The 26,385-nt window shown below is 65.6% G+C and carries 22 protein-coding genes and 2 rRNA genes; 13 read left to right on the top strand and 11 right to left on the bottom strand.

What is annotated here, in order from left to right:
- The first annotated feature begins 769 nt into the window (after window positions 1–769).
- The 3 genes from serC to JDV76_RS02810 all read left to right on the top strand — a co-directional run bounded on the left by serC (window position 770) and on the right by JDV76_RS02810 (window position 3,916).
- The gene (gene serC / locus JDV76_RS02820) at window positions 770–1,903 is read left to right on the top strand and encodes a phosphoserine transaminase (protein ID WP_198735378.1); all 1,134 of its coding nucleotides are present in this window, start codon (window positions 770–772) and stop codon (window positions 1,901–1,903) included.
- Between the two features lie 155 nt (window positions 1,904–2,058).
- Window positions 2,059–3,021 (top strand): septation protein SepH, encoded by a 963-nt coding sequence (gene sepH / locus JDV76_RS02815; RefSeq protein ID WP_198735377.1) that lies wholly within the window; start codon window positions 2,059–2,061, stop codon window positions 3,019–3,021.
- Window positions 3,022–3,028: 7 nt separating this feature from the next.
- The gene (locus tag JDV76_RS02810; RefSeq protein ID WP_198735376.1) at window positions 3,029–3,916 is read left to right on the top strand and encodes a DUF6928 family protein; all 888 of its coding nucleotides are present in this window, start codon (window positions 3,029–3,031) and stop codon (window positions 3,914–3,916) included.
- 56 nt (window positions 3,917–3,972) lie between these two features.
- On the opposite strand, the gene JDV76_RS02805 is transcribed toward JDV76_RS02810, so the two are convergent.
- Both JDV76_RS02805 and JDV76_RS02800 read right to left on the bottom strand, forming a co-directional pair.
- Window positions 3,973–4,842, bottom strand: a complete 870-nt coding sequence (locus tag JDV76_RS02805) for a TrmH family RNA methyltransferase (protein ID WP_376993069.1) — start codon at window positions 4,840–4,842, stop codon at window positions 3,973–3,975.
- Window positions 4,843–4,929: 87 nt separating this feature from the next.
- Window positions 4,930–6,417 carry an NCS2 family permease gene (locus tag JDV76_RS02800; RefSeq protein ID WP_198735375.1) on the bottom strand — a complete coding sequence of 496 codons (1,488 nt, stop codon included), beginning with the start codon at window positions 6,415–6,417 and terminating at the stop codon, window positions 4,930–4,932.
- Window positions 6,418–6,566: 149 nt separating this feature from the next.
- On the opposite strand from JDV76_RS02800, the gene JDV76_RS02795 reads away from it, so the two are divergent.
- Together JDV76_RS02795 and JDV76_RS02790 are read left to right on the top strand one after the other, a co-directional pair.
- Window positions 6,567–8,597, top strand: coding sequence for a chorismate-binding protein (locus tag JDV76_RS02795; RefSeq protein WP_198735374.1), 2,031 nt, complete (start codon window positions 6,567–6,569; stop codon window positions 8,595–8,597).
- A complete protein-coding gene (locus JDV76_RS02790; RefSeq protein WP_198735373.1) occupies window positions 8,594–9,298 on the top strand; it encodes an aminotransferase class IV in 705 nt (234 codons plus the stop codon). The genes JDV76_RS02795 and JDV76_RS02790 overlap by 4 nt, the downstream gene beginning before the upstream one ends.
- Here the strand turns inward: JDV76_RS02790 and JDV76_RS02785 are convergent.
- A complete protein-coding gene (locus JDV76_RS02785) occupies window positions 9,295–10,089 on the bottom strand; it encodes a DUF3027 domain-containing protein (protein ID WP_198735372.1) in 795 nt (264 codons plus the stop codon). The genes JDV76_RS02790 and JDV76_RS02785 overlap by 4 nt on opposite strands.
- 21 nt (window positions 10,090–10,110) lie before the next feature.
- On the opposite strand from JDV76_RS02785, the gene JDV76_RS02780 reads away from it, so the two are divergent.
- Window positions 10,111–10,929 (top strand): glutaminyl-peptide cyclotransferase, encoded by an 819-nt coding sequence (locus JDV76_RS02780; protein ID WP_198735371.1) that lies wholly within the window; start codon window positions 10,111–10,113, stop codon window positions 10,927–10,929.
- Between the two features lie 9 nt (window positions 10,930–10,938).
- On the top strand, window positions 10,939–11,472 hold the full coding sequence (locus tag JDV76_RS02775; RefSeq protein ID WP_198735370.1) for a DUF2771 domain-containing protein: 534 nt from the start codon (window positions 10,939–10,941) through the stop codon (window positions 11,470–11,472).
- Between the two features lie 13 nt (window positions 11,473–11,485).
- Here JDV76_RS02775 and JDV76_RS02770 read toward each other — a convergent pair whose 3' ends face one another.
- The gene (locus JDV76_RS02770; protein ID WP_198735369.1) at window positions 11,486–11,875 is read right to left on the bottom strand and encodes a cold-shock protein; all 390 of its coding nucleotides are present in this window, start codon (window positions 11,873–11,875) and stop codon (window positions 11,486–11,488) included.
- 645 nt (window positions 11,876–12,520) lie between these two features.
- Between JDV76_RS02770 and JDV76_RS02765 the strand changes: the two genes are divergently transcribed.
- Window positions 12,521–13,168 carry a resuscitation-promoting factor Rpf1 domain-containing protein gene (locus JDV76_RS02765; protein WP_198735368.1) on the top strand — a complete coding sequence of 216 codons (648 nt, stop codon included), beginning with the start codon at window positions 12,521–12,523 and terminating at the stop codon, window positions 13,166–13,168.
- A 199-nt stretch (window positions 13,169–13,367) separates the two neighbouring features.
- Here the strand turns inward: JDV76_RS02765 and JDV76_RS02760 are convergent, their stop codons facing one another.
- Window positions 13,368–13,559: a hypothetical protein gene (locus JDV76_RS02760; RefSeq protein ID WP_198735367.1), complete on the bottom strand. Its 192-nt coding sequence runs from the start codon at window positions 13,557–13,559 to the stop codon at window positions 13,368–13,370.
- Window positions 13,560–13,623: 64 nt separating this feature from the next.
- Here JDV76_RS02760 and JDV76_RS02755 point away from each other — a divergent pair, with 64 nt between their 5' ends.
- The 5 genes from JDV76_RS02755 to JDV76_RS02735 all read left to right on the top strand — a co-directional run bounded on the left by JDV76_RS02755 (window position 13,624) and on the right by JDV76_RS02735 (window position 22,530).
- Window positions 13,624–16,002 carry a helicase-associated domain-containing protein gene (locus JDV76_RS02755; protein ID WP_198735366.1) on the top strand — a complete coding sequence of 793 codons (2,379 nt, stop codon included), beginning with the start codon at window positions 13,624–13,626 and terminating at the stop codon, window positions 16,000–16,002.
- A gap of 91 nt (window positions 16,003–16,093) precedes the next feature.
- Window positions 16,094–17,755, top strand: a complete 1,662-nt coding sequence (locus JDV76_RS02750; protein WP_198735365.1) for a DNA repair helicase XPB — start codon at window positions 16,094–16,096, stop codon at window positions 17,753–17,755.
- 55 nt (window positions 17,756–17,810) lie between these two features.
- A complete protein-coding gene (locus tag JDV76_RS02745) occupies window positions 17,811–18,461 on the top strand; it encodes a DUF3239 domain-containing protein (RefSeq protein ID WP_198735364.1) in 651 nt (216 codons plus the stop codon).
- Window positions 18,462–18,968: 507 nt separating this feature from the next.
- The gene (locus JDV76_RS02740) at window positions 18,969–21,398 is read left to right on the top strand and encodes a sensor histidine kinase (RefSeq protein ID WP_198735363.1); all 2,430 of its coding nucleotides are present in this window, start codon (window positions 18,969–18,971) and stop codon (window positions 21,396–21,398) included.
- A gap of 859 nt (window positions 21,399–22,257) precedes the next feature.
- Window positions 22,258–22,530, top strand: a complete 273-nt coding sequence (locus JDV76_RS02735; RefSeq protein WP_198735362.1) for a hypothetical protein — start codon at window positions 22,258–22,260, stop codon at window positions 22,528–22,530.
- A 299-nt stretch (window positions 22,531–22,829) separates the two neighbouring features.
- Here the strand turns inward: JDV76_RS02735 and JDV76_RS02730 are convergent, their stop codons facing one another.
- The 6 genes from JDV76_RS02730 to JDV76_RS02700 form a co-directional block, all read right to left on the bottom strand.
- Entirely contained in the window at window positions 22,830–23,183 is a 354-nt protein-coding gene (locus JDV76_RS02730; RefSeq protein WP_198735361.1) for a hypothetical protein, read from the bottom strand.
- 327 nt (window positions 23,184–23,510) lie between these two features.
- On the bottom strand, window positions 23,511–24,197 hold the full coding sequence (locus JDV76_RS02725; protein WP_198735360.1) for a phosphopantetheine-binding protein: 687 nt from the start codon (window positions 24,195–24,197) through the stop codon (window positions 23,511–23,513).
- 670 nt (window positions 24,198–24,867) lie between these two features.
- On the bottom strand, window positions 24,868–25,161 hold the full coding sequence (locus JDV76_RS12855) for an AMP-binding protein (protein WP_336244242.1): 294 nt from the start codon (window positions 25,159–25,161) through the stop codon (window positions 24,868–24,870).
- Window positions 25,104–25,520 (bottom strand): hypothetical protein, encoded by a 417-nt coding sequence (locus JDV76_RS02710; RefSeq protein WP_198735359.1) that lies wholly within the window; start codon window positions 25,518–25,520, stop codon window positions 25,104–25,106. Before JDV76_RS02710 ends, JDV76_RS12855 begins: the two co-directional genes overlap by 58 nt.
- A 530-nt stretch (window positions 25,521–26,050) precedes the next feature.
- Window positions 26,051–26,167, bottom strand: a 5S ribosomal RNA gene (gene rrf / locus JDV76_RS02705).
- A gap of 101 nt (window positions 26,168–26,268) precedes the next feature.
- A 23S ribosomal RNA gene (locus JDV76_RS02700) occupies window positions 26,269–26,385 on the bottom strand; the annotation flags it as partial.

Raw genomic sequence — 26,385 nt, 5'->3', positions numbered from 1 at the left:
TGCCCGAACCAGAGTCCGGATAATCACCTCTACGCTATACGGTTTGCCACGCGCAGGCATCAACTCCGGTTGTACCCGAAGCATCATGCCCGTTCGACAACGGCTACGGACACAAACGCCCGTAACCGTCACTTAAGTCCGTTCACCGACTGGCAGCACCAAACGCTCCCAGCACGTGACACTCTCTGTGAAGTTATTTACATTCCCCGAGGTAAATACCCTTTCGGAAGTCCGAAACGGGGAATAGACGGTGCCGGTCCACAAGCTCCGGCAGATTATGATTTCACGGCTCCACCCCAAAAACCAATAGAGTGGGGTGTGGCACAGTTTATCAAACGATGTGACCATAGCGACACGTAAAGTCCACGGCACACAACCCCGCTACACCCGCTACGGGGGAAATGAACCACCCCCAATTACCCCCGACAAATGCGGCACAACACGGTGCCCCTGTCGCTGAACCACCGCCGCCCACGCCTGCGCTGAGTCACCAAACCATCGACGAAGTCAATTCTGTAACCCCGGGGGCAGCGATGGCGGCCGCTCCGACGATATAGTGACAAATGGGGACACTGGGGGGCGTGCCGTTGAACCGGTACTGAAGCAGCGAACGGTGTCCAGTGCACGCTGCGTCCCCGGATTGCGCACCTGGTCGGCGTACGGGGACTAGAGTTGCCTGGGTACGGTTCTTGTACTTGAACCCGGTTGCGGACCGACTACGGACCGACGACAGACCCAGTACCCAACGAGGAAGAACACACATACCACCATGACCGATCAGTTCCCCACCCTTCCCGCGAACCTGTTGCCCGCTGACGGCCGATTCGGCTGCGGCCCATCGAAGGTCCGTCCCGCACAGCTCCAGGCCATCATCGATGGTGCCACCGGAATTGTGGGTACCTCTCACCGCCAGGCTGGCGTCCGTAACGTCGTGGGGTCCCTCCGCGAGGGTCTGACCGAACTGTTCAACCTGCCCGAAGGCTACGAGATCGTGCTGTCCCTCGGCGGCGCCACCGCTTTCTGGGATGCCGCGACCTACGGCCTGATCCGCAAGCGCTCCGGCCACCTGACCTTCGGTGAGTTCTCCGGGAAGTTCGCCACCGCGGCCAAGAAGGCACCGTGGCTCGACGATCCGGAGATTTCCGCTGCCGAGCCGGGTGACGCACCCACCCCGCAGGCATTCGAGGGCTGCGATGTCATCGCCTGGGCCCACAACGAGACGTCGACCGGCGCGATGGTCCCGGTCACCCGACCTGAGGGCTCCGGGAATTCGCTGGTCGTCATCGACGCCACCTCAGGGGCGGGCGGTCTCCCGGTCGAGATGGGCCAGGCCGACGCCTACTACTTCTCCCCTCAGAAGTGCTTCGCCTCCGACGGTGGCCTGTGGTTCGCCGCGATGAGCCCCGCCGCGATCGAGCGGATCGCGGAAATCAACGCCACCGACCGGTTCATCCCCGCATTCCTCAACCTGCAGACGGCCGTCGACAACTCCCGCAAGAACCAGACCTACAACACACCGGCCGTCGGCACCCTGCTGATGATGGACAATCAGGTCCAGTGGATGAACGCCAACGGCGGTCTCGCGGGCATGGTCGAGCGCACCACCGCCAACTCGCGCGCCCTCTACTCGTGGGCGGACACCCGGCCCGAGGCACGGTGCTTCGTCTCCGATCCGGCCAACCGGTCGCTGGTCGTCGGCACCGTCGACTTTGACGACTCCGTCGATGCGGCGCGCATCGCGAAGATCCTGCGCGCCAACGGCATCGTGGACGTCGAACCCTACCGTAAGCTCGGTCGAAACCAGCTGCGGGTCGGAATGTTCCCCGCGATCGACACCGCCGATATCGAGAAACTCACCGCAGCCATCGACTACGTCCTGGACGAGGAGCTCGCCGGCGCGTAGCCGCCCCGCTCCGCATACTCGAAACTGCACCACAAACACGCACCACCGCGACCGGCGCTTCTGCCCGGTACCGCGGTGGTGCGTGCGTTAGAGTGGGATCAGAGTCGGAGCTTCTCCGGCCCGTCCGGTTCCATCAGAGCACACAGGGAGATCGCATGCGGGAGCTCAACGTCGTACCCGAGGAGTCAACACCCGGGTCGCTGGTGCTCCGCCTCGCCGACCCCGGTCTGGATGTCAGCGGCGGTGAACAGTTCTTCCTAGTCGTCGACGATGCTCTCCGCAACGCGATCACCGGGGGTCATGGTGGCGTCGGCGTGACTGACGCTAAGCGACAGGGTGGTCATCCCCCCGTCGGGGAGGAGAAGGACCCAGCCCCCCGCACCACCCGCGAACCGGATCCCCGCTTGTCTGCCCCGTTGACGATGAGCCCACGGGACATCCAGGCCCGGATCAGAGGCGGAGCAAACGCCACTGAGCTGGCTGCGGAGTGCGGAGTCCCGGAGAGCCGTATCGAGCCTTTCGCACACCCGGTCCTCCTTGAACGCGGTCGCATCGCAGACATGGCGAAGCAGGCTCATCCCGTCCGCGACGACGGACCGGCCCCCCTGACACTGTGGGAGGTCCTCGCGACGGCACTCGCGGCCCGCGGCAACGATCTCGGCAGCAGTGAGTGGGACGCCTACCGCGAGCCCGGCGGTCAGTGGGTCATCCTGGTGACCTGGCTCGAGGGACAGACCCGCACCACCGCGGAGTGGTCCTACCACCGCCAGGGAATTAGCAACGCGACGGCGGTGGCCCGGAACTCCGTCGCAGCGGCGCTTCTCGACCCGAACTTCGGACGCCCCACCCGCACACTGAGCCCCGTCCGCGAACCGAACAATGACAACCACGGTGACCGGGGCCCCTCACCCGAGGAATCCAGCCCCGGATCGACCGATCGGAGGGAGGGGAACGCTCAACCGCAGACCGATACCCGGCATCCTGGCGGAGACGATGAGGGGTTCCTCCGGCACCCCGACGAGGATCCGCAGCGGCGACCTCGCCGCAGGGCGATCACCCCGCACTGGGAGGATGTCCTGTTGGGGGTTCGTACCAATACAAAACGACCGAGGAATTGAACACACTGTGAGCACTCCCGCGAACAGCGGTGCCGTCGTCACGATCTGGTTCGTCACCGCGGCGGACCCGGCCGCGGTCATCGCCAGCGAACCGCGCTCCGACCGTGGATTCGGCCGCAAGTATCTCGCCCAACTCAACCCAGCATGGCCGATCACGCCAATCGGACAGTTCGCGTTGAACCGTAGCGTCCCGGCATCAGCCGGCGAGTACTATATCGCCGGCTACCCGGGGATAACGCTGGTCCAGACGGTGATCGAGGATGCCCACCGGCTCTCCGAACTCGATCCCCGTCTCCTCACGTCCCTACCCGCGAACGACGTCTACGTCTTTGCGACGGATACCGGAACGGATTTCGGCGGAATCGCCCACTTCCGCGAGGGTGAGGTCATCCGATCTTTGTGCGCCCGTCGGGACCGGCTCTACGAGGACATCGGTCTCCCCGATCCCTTCGAACTCCCCTTCTGGGCTGGCGACCACGACGACGGGAGCGGCACCGGCATAGATCTCCCGTTCCACCCAGTGGACTTGGTCCCTGCGGCCCAGCGGGCATGGTTGGGCTTCGATATAGCGGTAGACGGTCCAGACCTCCACGTGACGGCGTTCGCGGTTGACGGCCGTCCGGAGCCGCGGTTCCTCAACGAATCTGGACATCGTGCGACCCCGGACCTCGACACCGTCGTCGGCCGGGCTTCATCGAGACTCGGCATCTCCGTACGAGATCCGGGATACGACGACTACGAGACCCACGATGGCGACGGGGACGGCGACGAGTTCCGTCGACTGGCGGAGGCCAGTGCCGCGGCGGCGCGGCGGATCGGGCGGATCGTGGCGCGCCGTGGACGGGCCCTGAGGGCGACCATCGGGCAGAAGCTACGGCACACCGACCGCCCCTGACACTCCGACGCGGAACGCCCGTCCTCTGCACCGGATGGAACAGTCGGTGGTGTCCCTCAGCGCAGGCTGCGCTGCCGCTCGTAGAACGCCACGGCCGCGGCAGTGGCCAGGTTGAGGGAATCGGTCCCGGGGGCCATCGGTATGCGCGCCCGGACATCGGTCGCCCGCATGGCGTGTTCGGAGAGTCCCGGCCCTTCCGCGCCGACGAGGAACGCCAACCTGTCCACGGGATCGCCGTCAGGGCGGGTGACGGCGTCGGCGAGATGCACGGCCCGCGGGTCCGGGGTCAGGGACAGCAGGGTGAACCCGTCGGCCCGCAGGTCCGCCAGTCCCCGCTGCCACGTCGTCGGCGTGCCGGGCAGATGCGCGAACGGTGTCCTGAGGACGTGCCCCATGGAGACCCGGACGGCCCTGCGGTACAGCGGATCGGCGCACCCGGCACCGAAGAGCACAGCATCCACGCCCAGTCCCGCGGCGTTGCGGAACAGCGAGCCTATGTTCTCATGGTCACCGACGCCCTCGAGCACCGCGATGGTGCGGGCGCCCTCGATCGCGGCACCGACACTCATGCCCGGAACCCGGTCAGCCGCGGCCAGCAGCCCACGGTGCATGTCGAAGCCCACGGTCTCGGCGAGCGTCCGTCGCTCCACCTCATAGACGGGAATGTCGGCGGCCCCGACCAGCCTTGTCATCTCCGGGTCCGCGAGGAACTCGTCGAGCCGGTTGCCGAATCCGACGATGGAACGCACCGGGAACCGGGAGGCGAGGAGCCTGCCGACGACCAGCGGTCCTTCGGCGATCACCAGTCCTTTACCGCCTGGAAGATCAGGCCGGTTGTCGGAGTGGTTGAGATCCCGGTAGTCACGGAGACGGGAATCATCGGCTGAGGTGACGGGTATGCGCAACACGCTGCCATCGTAGGACACGGTCCTGGCGGGACACACGAACGGCGCCGGTCCCGCCCGCGTGAAAGCGGTATCGGGGCAGGCGCCGCCGGATCGTGGTCCGGGGAACTACGCGATGGCGTGCATCACCGGGTCGATGGTGAAGTACACCATGAACAGCGCGGAGATCAGCCACAGCAGCCAGTGGACCTTCTTCGCCTGGCCGCCGGCCAGCGCCATCAGCACGTAGGCGATGAAGCCGACGCCGATGCCGTTGGCGATCGAGTAGGTGAACGGCATGATCACGATGGTGAGGAACGCGGGAAGTGCGATGTGGAACTTCGTGAAGTCGATGTCCACGACCTGCCCCATCATCATCGCACCGACGACGACGAGCACGGGCGCTGCGGCCTCGATCGGGACGACCTCGTACAGCGGGGTGAGGAACATCGCGGCGAGGAACAGAACACCGGTGACGACGTTCGCGAGACCGGTGCGTGCGCCGTCGGCGATACCGGCGGCGGAATCGATGTAGACCGTGTTCGACGACGCAGAGACTCCACCGCCAACGATCGCGCCTGCGCCTTCGACGATCAGGGCGCGCTTCATGTCTGGGAGGTTACCGTTCTCATCGACGAGGCGCCCCTGTTTGCCCAGCGCGGTCATGGTTCCCATGGCGTCGAAGAAGTTCGCCAGTACGAGGGTGAAGACGAGCAGTGACGCCGCGAGCACACCGATACGGCTGAAGGCACCGATGAGGTCGACTGCGCCGACGAGCGACAGGTCCGGTACTCCACCGACGGTGTCGGGGAGCTTGGGCACGGCCAGGGACCAGCCGGTGGGAACCGGCTTTCCGTCGACGAAGGAGGGGCCGGAGTCGGTGAGTGCCTCGACGATCATGGCGATGATCGTCGAGGCGACGATACCGATGAACAGTCCGCCGCGGACCCTGCGGGTGACAAGGATTCCGCAGATGATGAGCCCTGCACAAAAGACGAACGTCGGCCAGGAGCCGATCGAGCCGTTGATGCCGAGACCAACCGGGACCGTGGTACCTGCGGCATCGGGGATGCGACGCACGAAACCGGCGTCGACGAGTCCGATGAGCGCGATGAACAGGCCGATACCGACGCCCATCGCGGCCTTCAGGGAGTGGGGGATGGCCTCGAACACGGCGACCCGGAAGCCGGACACCGCGAGGATAACGATGATGATGCCGTCGATGACCACGAGTCCCATGGCCTCTGGCCAGGTCAGTCCCTCGGTGGCCACCAGGGTCACCGCGACGAGCGTGTTGATCCCGAGTCCCGTGGCGATGCCGAAGGGGTACCGGGCGATCACACCGAAGGCGATGGTCATCACGCCCGCAGCAAGCGCCGTGACGGCCGCGACCTGCGGGATACCCAGGGTGGCACCGTTGATGTCGGCGGTGGTGCCGATAATCAGCGGGTTGAGGATGATGATGTAGGCCATGGCGAAGAAGGTGACCACGCCGGCCCGGATCTCGGTGCCCACGGAGGAACCGCGGGCGCTGATGTGGAAGAAACGGTCGAGTGCGCCGTCGGGCTGGTGTGTCGTCGGCGCGGCAGCGGGAGCGCCGCCGTTGCTCTCGGTCATGAGTGTGGGGTGTCTTTCCGTACGTACGGTCAGGGAATGTCACACGCCCTCCCGTCCAACCGGGCAAGAGGAATGCTGTGCCACGGATACAATGGCACCGGCACGCACCTGTGGGCAACCGGACTTCCTGCAGGACCGAACGTGATTCGGTGGCATCCCCGCGCCCGATGGACCGCCCGCCGAACACAGCCTGCGGCCTCCCCCTCAACCTCCCGGACCTGACTGTGACAACAATTCTGCTGATAGACAACCACGATTCCTTCACCCATCTGCTCGGCGACTTGATTCACCGTGCGGCCGGAACAACCCCCCGAATCCTCCCGAACAACTCCCCCCGGGTCACCCCCGAGCTCCTGAGCTCCGCGGATGTGGTCGTCATCTCCCCCGGCCCCGGGTCGCCGCACTCCCCCGAGGATCTCGGTTTCTCCGCCGCCGCGATCGCGCAGGATCAGGTACCGGTGATCGGCATCTGCCTCGGGCATCAGGCCATCGCCTTGGCTGCGGGCGCAACCGTCAACCGCGCCCGCCATCCACGCCACGGACTCGCGAGCAGGGTTACCCATGACGGCACCGGGATCTTCAGCGGTGTCCCCTCCCCCATGGAGGTTGTACGCTACCACTCATTGGACGTCACCGACCCGACGCCGAACATCGACGTTCTCGCGCGGGCGGACGACGGCACAATCATGGCCCTGAGGCGCACGGACGCCCCCCAGTGGGGCGTCCAGTTCCATCCCGAGTCCATCGGAACGCACCACGGCGACAGGCTCCTGCGGAACATGATCGAGGAGGCGCTCCGGTACACCAGATCACGCGGGGCCGACGGCGTGCGTCAGTGGCGGCGAATACCGGTCCCAGATCCACCCGCGGCACTCGAGGTCGCAGGCGTCTGGCGGGACCGGTACCCGACGCTGATCTGGCTTGACGACGCCGCCTCCGAAACCGGTCCAGCAGGCGTCGACGCCGCAGAGCACCCACAACCGTCGGACCGTCCACGGACCACTGGAATCGTCGCCGTCGGCCGTGACCTGGTCCATCCGGCGGACATCCCCGCAGGCCAGCTGACGCCGGACAGCGCACCGGCCCAGCCGGACCTCGTGCCCGGCGCGCTCGGAGTCCTTACCTACGAGGCGTCCGGCGGGTGGGATGGAGCGACACCGGCGCAGATCGACTCGGGCGAACGGCTGCTCGTCCCAGACGTCATCTACCAGTGCGGTCCCGCCGGCGGCCTTCTCACGTTTCCCGCCGACCTGTCGGATGACGAAGCCTTGGCGCTCTTACCTCGCGGGAAGCCGACTTCCCCCACAGCGGTCCCGGTGGCCCCCAGACTCTCGGGTTCGATCGAGCTCCGGCACGACGCGGCGGCCTACCAGGACCTCGTGGAGCGGTGCAGGCGGTACATCGAGGTTGGCGAATCCTACGAATTGTGCCTGACGACCCGCGCCACCGCAGAGTTGGCGGAGGACCCGGATCCGTTCACTCTGTTTCTCCGGCTCCGGCGACTCGCCGCAGCTCCCCGCGCCGGGTTGTTCATCACCCCGGGGCGGTCGGTGCTGTCGGTCTCCCCGGAGCGGTTCGTGACGGTGACCGCGGGCACCGTCACCGCGTCACCAATCAAGGGGACCCGTCCGAGAGGCTCGAGTCCCGGGCGGGACGCCGCACTGATCGAGGAACTTGCCTCAAGCGTCAAGGACCGCGCGGAGAACATGATGATCGTCGATCTGCTGCGCAATGATCTGGCCCGCAGCTGCATACCTGGATCCGTGACTGTCTCGGAGCTGTGCGCCGTCCACACCTTCGACCGGGTGCACCAGATGATTTCCACCGTGGCGGGTCGGCTCCCGGTCACAGTGCACGGCATCGACGCCGCGCTCGCGGCCTTTCCCCCCGGGTCGATGACGGGCGCCCCGAAGCAGCGCAGCATGGACATCCTCGCGGAACTCGAGAAGACGCCCCGCGGTGTCTACTCAGGGTGCATGGGCTGGTTCTCCGCTACCGGTGATGTGGATCTGTCGGTGCTGATCCGCACCGTCGTGGTGACCGGCAGGACGCTGACCTACGGCGCCGGGGGTGCCGTGACCCGGTTGTCGGATCCGGCGGAGGAATGGGCTGAGGTCATGGTGAAGATGCTTCCGTTCCGGTTGCTGCTGGGAACGGACCCTTCGGGGGAGGATAGATGAGCGACGGCGCCCAGGTCGCCACCTCGTTCCGGATGGTCGACGGCCGGGTCCGATGCTGGGGTGCGCACATGGATCGCCTCATCCCGTTTCTGCCAGACGGTGCGGAGTCACGTATCCGTTCGGAGCTGCGGGCGGCGGGGCCGGGTGCTTTCAATCCGCTGGTGTCGGTGCGGTCGAATGGTGTGGAGGTACTGATCCGTCCGGACCGTGAGCTTTCCGACCGGGTGACCGTCGACGCGGTCGGCCACCGAGATCTGCGCCGGTCCCCCACGGTGAAGGGCCCCGATATCGGGTGGCTGGCGGATCGGCTGGCGGAGTCCCGGGGACGGGGCGCCGGAGAGGGGCTTCTCCTCGATGACTCCTGCCATGTGGTGGAGGCCGTCTACTCCGCGGTCCTAGTACTGGGGCGGGGCCGGGCGACGCTCATCCGGCATCCCCGGTCCTTGGAGTCCACGACGGCAGCCGGGATCTCGGAATACCTCCGTTCCGCAGGATGGACGGTCACCGATCGGGCAGATATCACACCAAGAGAACTCATGGACTCACCGATCTGGTTGCTCAACGCGTTCTCCGGGGTCCGGGCGGTCAGTGGGTGGATCACGGCAGCGGGTGCCGTCGCCGCGCCGGAGGCTGTGACCGCGGGGCCGGAGGGCCTCGGCGGGGCCGGTGCGTGGCTCTGGGAAAACGCGACGGAGATCTAAAACTCGACGGTGGACTCGTCGTCGAAAGCGGTTCCCTCCGGCTGCCCCAGAGCATCCGCGGGTGGGGTGTCCGAATGCGCGCCGCAGCCGTACCCGCTGTGCGCGACGTGGCCGTCGGCGGCGTACTCGTTGGTGCACACCCCAAAGCTCCCCATCACCTTCTCTGGCAGCGGAACCCAGAAAGCGCAGCTGCCGCAGTGCAGTGCCGCGTACCGCGCAAATTCGCTGGTCGGGCCGAAATCGCTCCCCCGCCATCGGTGCAGGGTCTCGTCGAGGCCACGTCGGGTGAGCCGCTTGCCGGTTTTCTGACACGGAATCGCGGGACGGTCCGGGCCTGAGGTGTCGCCGAGTTCGGCGGCGTCGATGAGGCGCCCGTCACCGGGCCGCGGCGGCATGACGTCACCGGGACCGAGATCACCGGGTCGGACCCGGTCCGCGTAGGGCACCCAGTCCGGAGCCCGGAGCGCGCCACTGCCCGGCTGGAGGGCCACCTCGTTGACTGTGATCCGCTCGGAGTCCGGGGCACAGGCCACAACCGCGACCCATTCCCAACCACCGTAGCCAGGTACGTCAGCTGCAAAGCGGTGGGTGGCGGTGTGCTCTCCGGTCCGCATCACGCCGAGATGGACACCGACATCGCCCTCGCCGAGCTCGACGACCGCATCCCGCGCAACAGCGATTGCCGTGGTCCCGAGCAGGGGCTCACCCATCGGCTTCCGCTGCGGTTCAGCGCTCCGGTTTCGTCTGCGGTTTCTCTTCGGCACGCGTTCATTATCCCGTATCTGGTGCATGATGAACGAATGCCCCCTGTCATGTCGAAGAGAATGTGCACTGCCCTGCCCGCGACCCTGATCGCCCTTCTGGTCGCCGGATGCGGCCCGGGGAATGCCCCCGAGATCGTGACGGATCCCGGGGTAGAGCAGTTCGGAGTGGAGGTCGTCGCCCGGTATCCGATGGATCCGACCAGTTTCACCCAGGGGCTGGAGTACGACGGCGATCGACTCCTGGTCGGAACCGGGCTCACCGGAGCCTCCCGGATCTACACCTCCGGGTTGGACGGTACGGAGATCCAGTCAGCGACCCTGCCCGGGGAGTACTTCGGTGAGGGAGTCACCGACACCGGCACCGCGATCTGGCAGCTGACGTGGAAGGGGCAGACGGCAATCAAACGAGACCGGGAAAACCTCCGGGAGATCGGGCGGGCCTCCTACTCCGGGGAGGGGTGGGGACTGTGTTCCTTCAGTGACACCGTGGTGATGTCAGACGGCACCGATCACCTGCGGCTGCTCGACCCCACTGATCTCCGGGAGCGGTCGAGGGTCGCGGTCACGCTCGTGGGGGAACCGGTGGACGAGCTCAATGAACTCGAGTGTGTCGAGAAAGGCAGCCGCAGGTCCGTGCTGGCGAACATCTGGAAAAGCACCGACATCGTGCGCATCGACCCGGCAACCGGAAACGTCGACGCACTGATCGACGCCTCGGATCTGGACGGGCCCACACCCCGTGATCCGGACGACGTCCTGAACGGTATCGCACTGGTCCCGGGCACGGACAGGCTCCTACTCACGGGCAAACGGTGGGGTGCCCTCTACGAGGTGCGTCTGACGGAGCGGACCGGGACAGGCGGTTAGACTGCGGTCATGGCTGAACGAAGAAACAAGGGCAGGAATCTCCGGCAGTTCGTCACCCTCATCATTGCGGTGATCATCGTCGTGGTGGTGTCGGTGTTGTTCCAGCGCTGGTGGAATGATCGCCCGGGACCGCCACCCCAGGAGATCACGCTCGAGGCGTCAGCCGGGGACCGGACGGTGACTGTGACGCCATACAGCGCCTGTGAGATCGACGCCGAGTGCCCCGAGGGCGAGGTGACGGATCTACCGGTCGGAGCGGACGACACGCTCACTATCATGCTTCCCCCGGAAGTCTACGACCGTGATTTCTCCCTGCTGATGATCTATGACAACCCGGCTGCCAACGACCAGCGCCTCTACCCCGGCAACAGCACCAAGAAAGTCGAGGTTCCGGGGTCCCTGGCGCTCAAGGCCGACGACGGGGGGAAATCGACCGAGGCCCGGCTGCTCGTGGTCGAACTCAGATCACCTCAGATCGGTATCGCCGCGGACGGGACGGAAAGCCCCGTCCGCGTCGTCTGGTCAATCAACGCCCAGCCTTAGTTCCACGGGTGGCTCAGGAGTCGAGTTCCCGAGCCACGGCGCGGAGAATCTCGGCCACCTGACGCCCGGTCTTCCGGTCCGGTCGACGACCCGAACGGAGATCGGGCTGGACTTTTGACTCGAGTAACGTGACCAGGTCCGAGATCATCCCGTGGAGTTCCTCGGGCTGGTACTTGTGCTGGACGCGCCGGGCGACCCGGGGGCTGTCCAGGATCTTGACCCGCAGTGCCTGCGGACCCCGACGCCCGGCCGCGAAGTCGAACTCGATCCGCTGCCCCGGGTGGAGTTCCTCGGTCCCCTCCGGGAGCACCTGCTTCCCCACGAAACAGTCCTCGTCACCGGGATTGGAGACGAAGCCGAAGCCTCGCTCGGAGTCATACCATTTGACCTTGCCGATAGGCATTGGACGTCACCCTTTCATTAAGTACTGTGCGGGATCCACTGACGACGGGGGAACCGGTCCACGAAGACCTGCCTCACCGACACCCGCTTATCGCGTAAAACATCCAATATACCCTGGTACACCTGGCGTCCCACATATATGCCATTCCGGGGGATGCCGCGGAGGGGGCGCGGTAGCGTCGCCACCACGGGAATCGACCGGTTGCACCACAGTCACCCATCCGACCGGCAGAGACGACAAATTGTGACATATCCATATCACCCGCCCCCACCTGCGGTTTCTTCATTTCCGGACGATGAAATACATCTTATCTTCACAAAGAACGTGACAGTTTCGTTATAAACCAGTACCGTTGCCAGTCGTAGGCCCCACCACCGCGCCAGCCGGACCCATCGCCACCCTGTCCGGGACACCCGGCGACGCGACAATCACGACCGGGGCCTGTGGATCACCACGAGACGAACGCACATCTTCATGCCGCGTGCCGTACCCACCTGGGCCCGACACGTGGCAAGCCCAACACAGACAGCCAGGACAGGGGTGGTACACCGCCGTGCCGGAGTGGAAACTCCGGCGCCGGCCACCGGGGAACCGGACGCCGAGGTGACACCGCCAAGCGATGACCGAGAGGAAACAGAACACTTCATGGCCCGTCACGCAAAGAGGACCCACTCCCGTATCACCCGCCTCGCGGCATCCGCCGTAACCATCGGCGCCGCGGCATCCATCATGGTGCCGACCGCCGGTGCAGCCCCCTACTCTGATTGGGACCGGCTCGCACAGTGCGAGGCCGGGGGCAACTGGGGCATAAACACCGGTAACGGTTTCTACGGTGGTCTGCAGTTCACCCCGGGTACCTGGCGCTCCTACGGCGGCACCGAGTACGCACCGTTGCCGCATATGGCGACCCGCGAGCAGCAGATCGCCATCGCCGAGAAGACTCTCGCGGGCCAGGGCTGGGGGGCATGGCCCGCCTGCTCCGCACGCCTCGGCCTGAATTCCGCACCGAACACCAACCGCGGTGTTCCCGCCCCGGCTGCAGCTCCGGAGATCGAGAACATCGTCGCCGCGCCAGCCCAGTTCGATGCCACTGTCGACAACGCTGAGGGTGCCGCCGGCTCCAGCGACGTCACCGCCGTCGACGCGCTCTACAACGCTCTGGTGAATGCCCTGCGCGACCGTGGTCTCCCGGTTCCCCGTGAGCTCACTGCCTTCTACCAGGCCAACCGCGGTAACTTCGAGGCTTTCTACAGCGCCAACCGGGACAACATCGAGTTCCTGCTGGGCCGCTAGTGTCCCCATCCCACCGGGATCCTCGGGTGGAAACGACGAAGCCCGGTGCGTACACACGAAAACGTGCGTGCGCACCGGGCTCCGTCGTTTCTCCGACACCTACGCGAAAAACGGAGGACCTCGGTATTTCGGGCGGAGCAAAATGCCGGTGGATGGCACTCGCGGCAACACCCACCGGCGACAGGCCGGAGTGGCAGTTCTAGCGGTTGATCCGGGTGTAGGGGTGGACGTATCCGATTTCCTCGACGGGGCGCGGGAAGATCGTATCATCGCCGAACGGGCTCGACGCGCCGTCCACCTTGGAGACCAGCTCAGTCACCGGATGCCCACCACCGGGAACGTGCTCCGGCCAGCCGGGATCGACGTAGGTTTTCTTCTCGATTTTCGACATGCTTCCATTGTCTCAAACGCAGCGGAGAAAAGTCACCTTATGACCCTCTAAACTTGACGGCACCATGAAAACACCCGACACCGCCTCCGAGTCCGGCCCCACATTCCGTCAGTGGCTCTCCGGCGTCGATGACGACCAGCTCTCCCGGATCATCGACAACCGCCCCGACACCGCATGGCCGTTACCTCCCGGAATCGGTGCCCTGGCGGCCCGCCTGCAGCTCCGGGCGTCCGTCGCCCGCTCGACCACGGGCCTCACGGCGCTCCAACTCGTGGTCCTCGAGGCCGCAGCCTCCCTCGGTGGTGAACTCCACCCCATCTCCGCCCCCGATGTGGTGGAACTGGTCATCGAGCGCCTGAACACCACCGGCAGATCGCTGAGCGTCACCCCGGCAACTGTCACCCGCACCCTGGGTGAACTCATGGACCGCGCCCTAATCTACGGAGACGACGACCAGCTCCGGGTGACCACGGAAGCGATGTCCTCGCTTCCCGCCAACTGGCAGTTGCTGCCCGATCCTGGCGGCACCGCGGGACACCTTGATGAAGACACGGCGCGAGCCCACATCGACGATCTGTCCCCCAGGGAACGCCGTATCCTCGACACCCTCGTGTCCTCCGGCGGCTTCGGCCTGTCGAAGGACGCCGCTCCCGACGCCGACCCCAAACGCCCGGTTCCCCGACTCATCGATGCGGGGCTGCTCCTGCGGGTGGATAGCCGTACGGTCAAGATGCCCGCACTGGTACGCGGTATTCTCGACGGGACCGGCGTCGCCCCCCAGCCGCTGCTTCCGTCCCCGCGATGCGGTGGTGACGGCGGGGATGATCTCGTCGCGGACCCGCCCGCACAACGCCGGGCGGACGATGAGGGCGCGGCAGCCGGCCTCGAGGTCGTCCGTCTCATGCGGCGTCTGATCACCGCACTCGGGGCCCACCCCGCCCCCTGCCTGAAGGAGGGCGGTATCGGCGTACGCACCCTCACCCGACTGGCCCGGGACCTCGACTGCAACGAGATCACCGTCAACCGGTTGATCTGCCTCGGTATCTCGTCGGGGCTTCTCGGCAGGGGCGAACCAGATCCGCCACCGGCGAATGATCCGGGAGGGGATCTCCTCGCGCCCACGACGGCAGCGGACACCTGGCTCGCCACGGGACTCGCCACCCGCTGGGCTGCACTCCTGGCCGGATGGGCTCGGTCCACCTGGGCGCACTGGCGGACCGGGCGCACCGATGCACGCGGCCGGTCCATCCACCTGCTGTCCTCCGCCACCGAGCATCAGGGGCTCCCTGACGTCCGCGCTCTGGTCATGGCCCAGTTCGTCCGCCCCCCGGAGGGGATACCGCTCCGGGGCGTCGAGCTCGACGAGGATCTCCGGTTCACAGCCCCAGTCCCGGCCAGCCGGATCAGACCGTCGACGGTCGACGAGATCGTCGCCGAGGCCTGCTGGATCGGGGCGCTCGCCCACGACACCGCGACGACGCCTCTGCGAGCGTTGTCGCGGGAGGTCTCCCCCACCCCGGGTACTCCGGGGCCAGCGCTTCTCACCGCCACCAGTTCGGTGACCCCGGCGCCGGTGGACACACTCATCGCACAGGGCGACATGACGGTCCTCGCCCCGGGGCCGCTCGAACCCGAACTCGAATCAGAGCTGACCCTGGCCGCGGATATAGAATCAGCGGGACTGGCCAGCGTGTTCCGCATCACCGAGAACTCGATCCGGCGCGCACTGGACGCCGGCCGCAGCGGCACCGACATCCGTTCACTCCTGGAGCAGCACACCATGGGTGCGCTCCCGCAGAACATCGTGTACCTCATCAGCGACGTCTCCCGGCGCCACGGCGCCCTCCGCGGCGGACCGGCTCTCTGCTATCTGCGGTGTGACGATGAGGCCCTCCTCCTGCAGGTCTCCCAGGCCCCCGGGGCCCAGAAGGTCGCGCTCCGCCTCGTAGCCCCGACCGTGGCCATCGCGCAGGCTCCGCTGATCCAGGTACTCGATGCCCTCCGCGCGGACGGATTTCAACCGGTCGCGGAATCCGCCACCGGGGCCAGCCTCGATCTCCGTAAGCGCCCCGCACGGGTGGGAGCGGAACCTCAACCCCCGCAGCCATCAGCCGCAGGCGACGGTGTGCAGACCCGGGAGGTGGTCGCCGCAGTGCGGCGAGGTGAAGCCGCTCAGGACGCGGCACGGAAGGGGCGCACCGCCACCGACGACACCGGAAGGGTCGTTCAGGGGGCACGCGCCCTCGGCATCCTGCAGGCCGCTGCGAGATCGAACCAGACGGTGACGCTCGGCTTCGTCGACAATCACGGCCAGGCCGGGTACCTCCGCATCACCCCGGTGATGGTGTCGGGCGGGCAGGTCGACGCCGTCGACGAGGCGACCGGGGAAACCCGGCGGTTCCTGCTCCACCGCATCACCGAGGTCATTCTCGAGGACAGCTGACCCGCAGGCACCACACGACGGACAGTGCAATAATGGTGGATTGTCCCCTACCCGGGGATCATCCGCGAATCTGGAGAGGACGTGGTCGCCTGTGCCCATCGGCGATGGACCGCTGATCGTGCAGTCCGATAAGACAGTGCTGCTGGAGACGGGACACGAGAAGGCCGACGCCGCTAGATCGGCGCTGGCACCATTCGCCGAACTCGAACGCGCCCCGGAACATGTGCACACCTACCGGATCACGCCGCTGGCGCTGTGGAACGCCCGCGCCGCGGGACACGATGCGGAACAGGTCGTCGACATGCTGGAAACCTACTCGCGTTTCCCCGTGCCACACGCACTGCTCATCGATGTCGCGGAAACCATGAGCCGATACGGTCGGGTACGGCTGCACAAGGACCCGGCGCACGGTCTCACGCTCGAATCGGACGAGGCCGCGATCCTCGCGGAACTCATCCGGCACCGGAAGATCGCCCCGATGCTCGGCGAACGCATCGACGACACCACCTTCGCCGTGCATCCGAGTGAACGCGGCCGACTCAAGCAGGAACTGCTCAAGGTCGGCTGGCCTGCCGAGGACCTCGCCGGTTACGTCGACGGGGAGGCGCACCCCATCGAACTGTCCACCGAGAACGAACAGTGGGAGCTGCGGGACTACCAGTCCCAGGCGGCCGAAGCTTTCTGGGCTGGCGGCAGCGGCGTAATCGTGCTCCCCTGTGGTGCGGGGAAAACGATGGTCGGTGCCGCAGCCATGGCGAAGGCTAAGGCCACCACCCTGATCCTCGTGACCAACACCGTGGCTGGGCGCCAGTGGCGCGACGAACTGATCCGCAGAACGTCCCTCACCGCCGACGAGATTGGCGAATATTCTGGGGAGGTCAAGGAGATCCGCCCAGTCACGATCGCGACCTATCAGGTGGTCACCCGTCGCACCAAGGGCGAGTTCCGGGCACTCGAGCTGTTCGACTCCCGGGACTGGGGACTGATCATCTACGACGAGGTCCATCTGCTCCCGGCGCCGGTGTTCCGGATGACGTCCGATCTGCAGTCCCGACGGCGACTCGGACTCACCGCGACCCTCGTGCGCGAGGACGGCCGTGAGGGCGACGTTTTCTCCCTCATCGGCCCGAAACGCTTCGACGCACCGTGGAAGGACATCGAGGCGCGCGGCTACATCGCCACCGCGGACTGCGTCGAGGTCCGTGTCACCATGACCGACGCCGAACGTATGGCCTACGCCACCGCGGAGGCCGCCGACCGGTACCGGCTGGCGGCGTGCGCCGGCTCGAAGATGCGGGTCATCCGCAAGCTCCTGGCACAGCACGCGGGCCAACCGACGCTGGTGATCGGTGCGTACCTCGACCAGCTGGAGGAGATCGGTCAGACCATCGACGCCCCCGTCATCGAGGGCAGCACCTCGAACAAGCAGCGGGAAAAACTGTTCGCCGCGTTCCGTGCCGGGGAGATCGATGTCCTCGTCGTCAGTAAGGTCGCGAACTTCTCCATCGACCTGCCGGAGGCCGCAGTCGCCATCCAGGTGTCGGGTACCTTCGGTTCCCGACAAGAGGAGGCACAGCGCCTCGGTAGGCTGCTGCGGCCGAAGGCCGACGGAGGTGAGGCTCACTTCTACTCGGTCGTCTCCCGCGACAGCCTGGACACCGAATACGCCGCACACCGGCAGCGTTTCCTCGCGGAGCAGGGCTACGCCTACCGCATCATGGACGCAGCCGATCTGCCGGGATCCGGCATCTAGACTGGCAACGGACGGCACCCGCAACCGATTCCAACCACGGAAGGTAATCCACGCGATGAGCGCAACCGACTTCCCCTTCACCGTCGACGAGACCCACAGCAAGACGAACAATGAACTGTTCCGGGATTCCCGTCGCCTCGTGGTCTCTGCGGGTGTCTTCGGTCTGATCCAGGTAGCCGTCGCAGCCGGGATCCTGTGGTACTTCGGTGGGCAGCCGTGGGTCTGGATGATGGTGATCGCCCTGGCCGTGATGGCCGTGGTGAGCTTCGGCATGATGTTCGTCCTGCCCCGAAAGGTCGGCACCGCGCAGGAACTCTACGACCGCTATCCCCTCGTTCCCGCGGTCGTCGCAAAGGTTAACGAACGGGACCTCGTACTGCTCGCTCTGGTGAACACAACCGTGGATGAGAACGATAAACCCCGGTGGGCACTCGCCGCGCGAACGGTCACCAGACTCGCGGGCCACCCGCGAAAGGTCGGCGAACGGGTCCCGTCGGTGGCGGTGTCTGGGCAACGGCATCTCTCGGACAGAGAACACTGGAGCGAGGTCACCCCGATGCCGATTTCCTGGGCGACACCAGACAGGGGTGTGATCGGCCGGGCCGCTGACGCCATCCCGGCGGCTCAGTGGAAACGCCTGGAGAAGTCCGTCGATCGCCTCGCCGAGGTCCGCGAGACCCCCGCAGACCTGCTCGTTCTCGACTGACTTCCGGGCCCGGAGCATTGCCCGGTTCAACCATCCGGCCCCTGGCCACCGGACCACGGCAGTGTTCGATCTCAAAGATCGCCCATTCGGGTCCGGATTCGACCACTTGGTTGGTGTCTCCGACCGGTTCGCATCCTCCGATCACGGGATCAGCGCGAGATCGGCAACTTGTCCGGGATCGGTCGACCCACACGACAAGCTCGTCCAACCGGGGGACGCATCCCGCAGCTGATGCACGACCGTAGCGACGAGTGCGGCGACACCACCGTGCCCGGAGAGAGAAGGTCGGCATCGCCAGAGGGCGCAGGAGGACACCTGAACGGTCCCATCCTCTCTCTCCTCGGGCACCGGCCTCCCGTTGATACCCGGTGACCCCGAACAGTCATCCACTGTGCGGCCGCTCGAGGCCCCTTGAAAGTATGGGGTTCCAGTGAGCTCGATAGGACACTAAAACTAATAGCGGATACACCCTTCCCGGATGCCGCCAGCTCAGGAGTTTCACCGTGAATGGAGCTCGCCCATGAACCACGACCGGTGGGGGGATACGGCATGAGTGGATCAACGAGCATCCCGGAATCCGGCATCACCGACAGCCGGGGGGCTGATACCCACGCCCCGGACGTCGATCCTCCATTTGTCCCTGCTCCCACCCGAGCTATCGGAGATAGCGCGCAGAGTCCTTTCGGACATCTGACCAGTGGACGCCGGGCGGAGGCCGCGGTGTTGCGGGTCACCGCTTCCGCAACGAGTGCCGCCTGGATCCTGGCTCTGGTATTCAGCAGAACCGGGAACCAAGTCGCTGGACAACTCTCGACGGGAAGCTTCAGCGGATCACTCGCAGCGTCAGCCACTCTCCTGATCTGTGCTTCGCTTCCCCTGCTGGTGTTTTTCAGCCCGGATCCGAGACGCTACCGGCAGCTGATGGTCCTCTCCGCCACGGGATACACCGCCATCATCAGCACCCACATTGTGTTGAAGGCGGTGTACGGCAGTTCTCCGCTCGGCGACCTCCATATGGAGGACTATTCCGGTTTTCCCGCCGTGTTCTTCGCCGCTTCACTCCGGCCACCGCTCGGATACGCTTTCGGGGCGATCATCATCGCCGCCTCCACACTCCTGAACAACACGATCCCCCTCGGTAGCCACTTCCTTCTCGCGATCGCCCACGGTGAGATCATTACTTTTCCGTTCCTCGTGTTTCTCGCCTACGCAACCAGCACCGCCCGGCGACTCGACGCCCGCGTTGCGTCGCTGCACCGCGCCGCGCTGCTGAACGCCGGGTCCCGGACGCTGAGGGAGACAGAGACCCAGTTTCTGGCCCACGTGCATGACAACGTCCTCACATTGCTTGGCTCCGTCGCCCGGGGCAACCCCGGGATCGGTACTGAACAGATCATCGGAAGATTGTCACCCGACGGTGTGCCGTACCCGGGCGGCGCTCCGGTCGCGGTCCGTGAGCTCATGGATGAGATGCTGCGAATCGTGACGATCTTCGATCCGAGAACCGTGGTGACATCGACGCCTGTGCCGTCCACCGCGGTGACCCTACCGGCTTCGGCGGCGGCGGCGATCTGTGACGCTCTCCGCGAAGCTGCACTCAATTCCGCGAAACATGCACCGGACGCCCAACGCCGGTGCGAGATCATTGTCACCCACAGCGACGACCGTCTGCGTGGTTTAACCGTCCGCTACAGCGATGACGGCCCCGGCTTCGACATCAGGAGGATTCCGGACGACAGGGCGGGGCTCCGCCTCAGCATATTCAGTCGTCTGCAGACGACGAAGGGCGGAATCGTCGACATCGAATCGGCACCGGGAAAAGGGGTGACCGTGACGATCGGATGGAGCGCCGACACGTACACCCGGATGCCTGCGGAACAGCCCCGCGACCCGTTCAGGTTCCCACCACTCGAACGCCTCACCGGCCGACACGTCACGTACAGTCCGTGGTTCGCGGGGTGCATCGCCATGACGTTCATGGGCATGCAGTGGACCGAGCGGCACCAGTACACCAACCACCCGGCGCAGATTGTCGCGACGATCGGTTTCGGGTTCGCAGTCGCGGCGATCATGACCGGACGGGAGTTCAAGCTATCGATACCCGCGACGTGTGCAACAGTTACGGGCATCCTAATCATGAGCGTCAGCGGCCTGATGATGGGAGCCGGGCACGACATGCCGTGGCCCACCCACTGGTGGTTCTACGCCCTGCATTCGATTCTCCCTCTCCTCGCTATCCGAAGGCGTGGCGGAACTGCCGCAGCAACGTTTGGATGCGTCGTCGTGATCGTCACGGCGGCACGTGCAGCAGGAGCGACGGTGGACGCACCGGCTCTGTTTAGCATCCTCAACGTATTCCCGACGATCTTCGCCGGCGCACTGGTTCCGCTGTTGATCAAAAGAGCGACGAGCCAGTTCCCGATCGCGACGAAAGATGCGTTGAAGCATGACGAAGCCGAGCACCGGGCAGGTACCCACACCGGATATCTCCGACGGAACTGCGAATGGGTGAAAGCGATGATCGCATTCGCGTTGCCGGATGATCTGCCGTTGCAGGAAAGGACACGCAATGCGCGTCTCCTCGAGATGCGGCTCCGTGATTCAATCAGATCCCCGTTCCTCGACGTTCCCGATCTCACCCGGGAGGTGTGGAATGCACGGAAGCGGGGCGTCAAGGTCACCTTGCTCGATGATCTCACCCCGGCGAGAATCTTCCACCGGAGAACCGTCGATCACCCGGAGCGCCCACCCGAAGTCGATGAAGCCTGCTCGCTGGCGGCGGACATCCTGAGATCAACGGACCGAGGAAGGGTAACCGTGCGGCTCATGCCGAGGGGCCGGGAACTGGCGGCGACCATACTGACGGAGACGCCTTCCGGGACGGTCTGCCATACGATCAGGAACCGCAGGGAGTCGGAGCCTGAACAATCGACGTAGCCGGGACCTCGGTGGCGCACGGTGCTGCGCCGGGCCTGGTAAACGGACACGTACCCGCCCTCATTCTGGTTGATCACAGTTTCTGGACGACGCCTCTGATGGTGGGGGGCCGCTACCGGGCGACGAGCCCCCTGCGTGGAGGCGGCGTGGCCGGGTGTGTCTCTCGGAACGGCGCGCCTTTTCATGCCCGTCCCCCGTCAACCGGCACGGCGAGGTCATCTCCGCATCCCGGGAAACCCGGGTCCTGTCCGCACCGGTCCTGTCCGGACAGAGTGTCGGGGTGCCTCGTCGGACGTTCCCGGTACCGCGTGCAGGCGCGCCATGACCGCTGCTGCGGCCACGACGACAGCGACGGCAGCTGTGCCGGGACACCGAACTGATCCCAGAGATCGCCGAAAACTCCCCGACCGCGTACGCGGTACGAAAGGACGACCGTACGAGCGGTACAGGCGTCGGCACATCACCGCCCGAAATCGATGCAAGAGCGGTCCGACATGAGAGAACAACAGCAGGGACCGTCGCTGCTCTGGCTTCATCTTCTGCTCCCCCACTGGAACCGCAGGGGTACACGCGGGTGGGACAGCGCCTGCGGGAGCACCGGGACGGGAGTGTCGGGTTGAGCCGATCAACGGCCCGCGAAGGTGCATCCCGGAGAGAAGCGGCACCGGGCCGCCCGGCACCGCCATCCGACCCCGAGGAGAAAATATGCACGCCGTACAGTTTTATGCGGTAGACGTCCCGAACGACAGATGTCGGGGCCGATGAACGGCGAGACCGGGGCTTCGGGAAGCCGCCCATGTGACACCGGATCGGTCACTGTCCGGTGCACGTGGACAATCTGATGGAAGGAGAGAATCAGATGAGAAACAAGTCGTCCTTCTACGGAGAAACTGAACCGAGGTGGTTGCTGGCTACCGCGTGGCTGCTCATCCTCGCACTCCCGGTAATCACGTTCTGCGCGTTACGTATCGACAACAGCTATCAGTTGATCTTCATATACTCACCCGTTGCAGGCCTTGTCGCACTTGTCGCCGCAGTGAGACTCCGCAGCTGGCTACTCGTCCTCCAGGGGATCTTCACGGCGACCTTCTACGGATACCTCACCTTCCTGTACTTCGGTCTCGTCCCGTAGACATGAGCGTCCGCGGCGGACCCCGCCCTCGCAGCTGCCGACCGGACAGCTCACGCCCGGTATTCCGGCGCGTGGGCTTCATCATGTCCACGGATCGCCATCATGCCGGTAAAACCGGAGCACCGGGATCAGCGGGTGGGCCATCTCTGATGATTCGTCTTTCAGGGGAAGCTGCGGCGGTTTGTGATGTGGGGCGATGAGCCGCCGACATGACGGTTGCGGCCGGGTGAGAGGAGTTCATGGGAACGGCTGAACGCCGATGACCGGAGCACCGGCTTCATCCGGTCAGCCCGCGTTGCTCAGCAATGGTCCTTCCAACCCGCCAGAACGTCCCTCAGCAGCGTATCCAGTTCCTCGGCACTGAAGATGCTGCGCCGGGCCTGGATCTCCAGCCAGTGTTCCCCGCCGTGCCGCAGCACGTAGGCCATGGCGTCGAACTTGACGTCGCCCTCCATGGGGTGGACGCCCACAACCGGCTCCGAGCCGATCTCCATGTGGGAGGCGAAGAAACCCGTGACAGGAAAACGGTCCTCGCATTCTTCCTGCCCCAGATCGTCCATCCCCCGGTCGAACTGGTAGTCCTGGTGCTCGAGCGCTCCGAGAAGGCGATCCTGGAGGATCGACGGCACGAGTTCTCCCGCGCGTAGGCGCACGAGAACGAGGCTGATGAAGTTGCCGACAGTGTCCTCGACGCCGGGGACGGTTCGCCCGTGCCCGGCGTGCCGATGAGGAGGTCATCCCGACCTGTGCGCTTCATGAGGCTGGCGAACAGCCCCAGCATCACGCCCTGGAACGGGGTGATGCCACGCGCGCGCCCCGCGGCCAGGAGAGAATCCGGGATGGGGCGCACGGCCCGCCAGGCACCCTGCTGCGCATGGCGGGCGTCCAGGTGCACGGGAAGTGTGGCGGATCGCGCAGCTGTTCCTCCCACCAGGAATTCCGGTCCGGGCGGGGCTCGACGCGGGAGAAGTCGGCGTAGCTCAACCCCACACGTGGCGGCAGTGCGTGTCCCGCGAGAAGTGCGCCGAGTTCCCGCCGCAGCACCGACTGATTGTGGCCGTCGCTGAACAAGTGGTGGATGACCCAGCGGAGTTCCCCGTCGGATGGCCCAGCGGAGTTCCCCGTCGGATGACCCAGCGGTGCGGCGGCGACTGTCCGACGTCGATTGGGGTCGACACGACGCTCTCCCACTCGCGGGCGGTGAGCTGCTCTATCGGAGGAATCGTGCACTGGGCAACCGGAAGGAAGACCTGTTCGCCTTTGCTCGTGTCTACGATGGCGCGGAGACTGTCGTGTCGCGCAATGAGCTCGTGAACGGCGGCGTCGGCGGTGCTCTCTTCGCCCAGCGGCACACCGGAAGTCATGTTGGCCCAGTTGCGTTTGCCCCGGGGCAGGTAGACGCGGGTGTAGCGCCGCTGCCGTGCCGTAGCTCCGAGCCGACCGACGAAGGGAACACTGTCTCCACGTGGCACGCGGGAAGCCTCCCGTTCGGCGGCCACCGCCTGCGGGGTGCGTTTCTCGAAGAGGTCGCGCAGGCTCACCGAGATGCCCGCGGATGCAAGCTTCGCGACCCACGTCGTGGCTTCCCGGGACGTGCCACCGGCAGCGAAGAAGTCGTCTGCAGCGGCCAACGGCACTCCCGGTGCCCGCGAGGCTGCGTCGGCCACAACATGCACGAGCTCGGGATCGCCCCTGTCGTCGGCGTCTCCGGGCTCGTGGGTGGCGTGCGTGAGGAGATCCCGGAGGGCTGCCCGATCGAGTTTTTCCCCGCACGGTCAACGGCAGGTCCCCGCAGACGATGGGTCTCGCGGGAAGGTGGGTGGCGGGGAGACGGTCCACGAGCTGTTCCCGGATCTGCTCCGCGGTACGCATCCGGGCCTGGGCGAAACCGGCCAGGTGGGTGCCCAGTTCGTCCGCGACCGGTAGGACCGCGGCGTTCTCGACACCGCTGCAGGCGGCTATGACGGCCGCGACGTCTGTGGTGTTGACCCACACGCCGGCGATCTTCACCTGCTGGTCCGTCCGGCCCTCGATGACGAGGCCCGCACCGCTGTCGTAGCCCAGATCGCCGGTGGCGAACCACCAGCGATCGTCGTCGCGGTAGAAGTGCGGATCCTCCCGGTGGAGGTAGCCGCTCAGGGCGAGTGGCGGGCCGATGTAAACTTCCCCGGCCTGCAGCCGGTAGCGGGTGCCAGGCAGCGGCACACCGACGGGGCACACGCCGTCGTCGCACCATTCGGTTGCGTCGGAGAAGAACTTCGCCAGGGTCGTCTCGCTCGGGCCGTAGAGGTTGATGACCCGCGTGTTCGGTGCGAACTGACGCAGGGCCACCACATGTCAGGCGTAGAGCGGCTCGCCGGTGAAGAAGGCCAACCGGAGCGATTCCCAGGTGCCCTGCGCCCGTCTCAGCCACCGTGCCGCGAGACTGGGAACGACGTGGCACACGGTGATGCTCTCGGCGGCGAGGAACGCAGCCGGGTCACGCACATCGTCGTCGCCGGGGAGGACGAGTGTCGCGCCACTGCTGAGGGGAGTCAGTGCGTCCCTGAGGAACACGTCGAAGGTGGGCGGCGTCAAGCAGGTGCAGCGGTCGCCGGGACCGATACCGAAGGTGTCGGTCTGCCAGGTGATGAACTCCGCGAGTCCGCGTCCGGAGCCGATGATTCCCTTCGGCGTACGGTGGTCCCGGAGCTGAACACGACGTAGTCACCGGGGTCGGGAGGGGACGACGGCAGGTTCGGGAGGCCGTGCACCGCGAGGCTGTCCTCTGTGTCGATGAAGGCACACGCGTCGGCATCCCGCAGGAGACCGTAGGACCGCCTGGCGTTCCACAGGGTGAAATTCTTGCTCGCCTCTAGACGTGCGAGAAGCGCGATGACGGTTGCCGAGGTAGGGCGGTTGTGGGTTCTCCCGATGGCGATGCGCCCGTCGAAGGCCCGGAGTTCCTCGGCGAGCGTCAGCACCCGGCCGGCGAGTTCGCCCCGTGACATGCTCCGGCGTTCACCACGCTCGCCGGAGACAACCGCGGTGGCGTCGGGATTCTACTGTCGTAGGCTGTGAAAGAGCGCTATGAGGGATGCCTAAAAAGCGGACGGGGTGGATTCCATACATTGCTCCAGAATGGGATGGGCGGTACCGGACGTGACCTGCGTCGCATGAGGAGCGAGGTTGTCGACATTAACCATCTTGATGGTCTACCTGTGCCTCACCCATTCTGAAGCGTACCGGGATATGTTCCGCTTCCTGACCCCGGTTTGTGACCGGATAGCACTAATGGCGCTCCAGTCTCCACGGATGCCGACCGGTGGCTCCATACCTCGTGGAACCAGCCACTATTTCACCCTGTGTAGCCGGTTATTCGCCGGGAATTCCGTACGCGGGAACGCCGCCCCTAGAGCGGCAATAAACAACCACCCCGCCTTTTGGTGGTGAATATGACAAAACACCGGCCCCCGGGTGGTCGACATTCCTGTCAACCACCCAAAGGCCGGTGCCTCAATCCATACTCATGAAGTTGTAGTATCGGCGGTGTCCTACTCTCCCACACGCTCCCGCATGCAGTACCATCGGCGCTGGAGGGCTTAGCTTCCGGGTTCGGAAAGGGACCGGGCGTTTCCCCACCGCTAAAACCACCGACACATCTCAAACAATGTCACACACAACTTACGTTGTGCTGGTGTTGGTGCCAGACACTGGCTAGTGGACGCAAGCAACACAAACAAATGTTTCTCTGTTCTGCAGTTGTTTTGTTTCGGTCAATTAGTACCGGTCACCTCCACACATTACTATGCTTCCAGATCCGGCCTATCAACCCCATAATCTACAGGGAACCTCAAACGAAACCTTATCTCGAAA

Origin of the sequence: Corynebacterium marambiense (genome assembly GCF_016342275.1) — a bacterium.
Taxonomy (GTDB): Bacteria; Actinomycetota; Actinomycetes; order Mycobacteriales; family Mycobacteriaceae; genus Corynebacterium; species Corynebacterium marambiense.
The sequence above is the reverse complement of the archived record's forward strand: the minus strand, read 5'-3'. Positions and strand labels throughout refer to the sequence as shown.